The organism is Streptomyces torulosus, from assembly GCF_001419765.1.
GTDB lineage: Bacteria > Actinomycetota > Actinomycetes > Streptomycetales > Streptomycetaceae > Streptomyces > Streptomyces torulosus.
In genome coordinates, this window is sequence record NZ_LIRK01000144.1 from 1 (window position 1) to 2,370 (window position 2,370).

Consider the following 2,370-nt stretch of genomic DNA (forward strand, 5'->3'; position numbering starts at 1 on the left):
CCACCCGGACCGTCCCCGCCGACCCCGCCGCCACCCGGACGGCCCGCGACGACCACGCCGCCACCCGGGCCGCGATGGACGCCGCCGTCGCCGCGGGTGTGCCCGGTGTCGTGGCGGAGGTGCGCGACACCCACGGGGTGTGGAGGGCCACCTCCGGTGTCGCCGACCTGACCACACGCCAACCGCGCGGGACCGGCGACGCGTTCCGCACCGGCAGCGTCACCAAGTCGCTCGTGGCGACCGTCCTGCTCCAGCTCCAGGCGGAAGGCAGACTCGACCTCGACGCCACCGTCGACCACTATCTGCCCGGCGTCGTCCGGGGCAACGGCCACGACGGTACGAAGATCACGGTACGGCAGCTGATGAACCACACGAGCGGCGTCTTCAACTTCACCGAGGACGCCACCTTCGTGCAGCAGGTCCTCGGCATCGAGTTCCTGAAGACCCGCTACGACGACTGGACCCCGGAGCAGGTCATCGCCCTCGCCCTGCGGAACCCTCCCCAGTTCGAGCCGGGCACCTCCTGGAAGTACTCCAACACCAACTACCTCCTGCTCGGCCTGATCATCGAGAAGCTGACCGGCAGGCCCTACGCCGACGAGATCGAACGGCGCGTCACCCGGCCCCTGGGGATGCGCGCCACGTACTTCCCCGGCACCGACCCGCACCTGCCCGCGCCCACCCGTCACTACTCCACCTTCACCGAGGACCCCGGCACGACCCACGACGTCACCGAGCTGAACCCGTCCTGGGCCTGGGCGGCGGGCGAGATGATCACCAACACGTCCGACCTCAACCGCTTCTACACCGCCCTGTTCACCGGCCGACTGCTGCGCCCGGCCCAGCTGCGACAGATGACCGACACGGTCCCGACCGAGGGCAACCTGCCGAGCCAGCGCTACGGCCTCGGCCTCATCGAGTACGAGACGACGTGCGGCATCAAGGTCTGGGGCCACTCGGGCGGCATCCACGGCTCCTCCACCCAGTCCTTCGGCACCCGCGACGGCCGCCACATGATCACCCTGAACTTCAACGGCGACTGGGTCGGCGGCGGCAAGAAGGTCGTCTCGGCCGAGTTCTGTCCGCCCGAGCCCCCGGCCTCGCCCGCCGCAGCCGACTGAAGCGGCGACCGCGAGAGCAAATCAGCGAGGGTCCCCTCAGCGAGAGCCCCCTCAACGCAGGGTGAAGAAGATCATCGGGTTGTCCCGGCCGCTGCGGAGCGGGCGACCGAGCGCCAGGTTCCGCTTGACGTCCTCCAGCCGGTCGTGGAACTCGGACGCGCGGGCCGGGGAAGCGGTGAACCAGTCGTTCTCCCGCTCGGCGAGCCAGCGCAGCACGACCGCACCCGCCGTGAACGGCAGCGGTCGGCGCCCGTGGAAGACGTCGTGGACGCACACCGGGATGCCCGGCCGCATCCCCGGGAACCGCTCGCGGATGTACCAGCGGGCGAAACGCGCCGAGTGCGCCGCGTCGATGAAGAGGAAGTCCGCGGTGTCGGGGATCTTCTCCAGGTTCTCCCGCACGTCCCCCTGCGTGAACGTCCACCGCCCGACGGAACAACTGGCCGGGGACGTTGCGGACGACGTGGTCCACGACGTCGTACGAGTACGGATGGCCGGTGCCGTTGTCGCGCAGCGCCTGGACTCCCAGCCGCCCCACCCTCACACTCCGCCCCCTCACACCCCCCGTCGCATGCACACCAGCTGATCGCGCCCGTCCCATGACTCGGTGATCGTGAAGCCGAGCCGTTCGTAGAGGGCGATGGCTCCGGTGCGCCACTGCCACACCGACAGCCGCAGGGTGCTCACCCCGCTCTCCACGGCGTGCGCCACCGCGGCCTCGATCAGGCGCGACGCGACGCCCCTGCCGCGGTGGGCGGGATCCGTCCAGAGCCGCTTGATCTCGGAGCAGCCGTCGACGGGCGCGGTCACCACGAGGCAGCCGACCGTGGCCTGTTCACTCGACGCCAGCAGCACGGCATCGGCGGCGAACGCGGTCCGCGGATCCGTGATCTCCGCCCGGTAGCGGTCGGGTAGCCCGTCCACGCCGGTGACGGCCCGGCCCTTCTCCGCCTCGGTCCGCAGGTGGTAGTCCGCGAGCAACCGGGCGAGCCCGCCCTCGTCACCGGGGTCGTGCCCGGGCCAGCGGACCACCGCGATCTCGCGCTGCTCAGTCATGCCGTAAGCATCACACGCCCTCATACGCCCTCATACGCCCTGGTCGAGCCGCCGAACGCGGGCGTACACCTCGGCAACTCTCCGCGAATGCCGCCCGAACTCTCGACACGACACGGGTAACCGGGGGTAGCTTCAGCCACGATCGTCCCGCAACCGCTTTCCCCAGCCCCGCCTTCAGCCCCGTCCTCAGCCC

Annotated in this window: 3 protein-coding genes; 1 reads left to right on the top strand and 2 read right to left on the bottom strand. The window is 70.7% G+C overall.

The window, feature by feature from the left end:
* Positions 1–1,121: serine hydrolase domain-containing protein (locus AOK23_RS11070; protein ID WP_055712572.1), on the top strand; the 1,121-nt coding region annotated here is incomplete at its 5' end.
* Between the two features lie 51 nt (positions 1,122–1,172).
* Here the strand turns inward: AOK23_RS11070 and AOK23_RS11075 are convergent.
* Positions 1,173–1,523 carry a hypothetical protein gene (locus AOK23_RS11075; protein ID WP_240496351.1) on the bottom strand — a complete coding sequence of 117 codons (351 nt, stop codon included), beginning with the start codon at positions 1,521–1,523 and terminating at the stop codon, positions 1,173–1,175.
* 153 nt (positions 1,524–1,676) lie between these two features.
* Positions 1,677–2,177 carry a GNAT family N-acetyltransferase gene (locus AOK23_RS11080; RefSeq protein WP_055712573.1) on the bottom strand — a complete coding sequence of 167 codons (501 nt, stop codon included), beginning with the start codon at positions 2,175–2,177 and terminating at the stop codon, positions 1,677–1,679.
* Positions 2,178–2,370 lie beyond the last annotated feature (193 nt).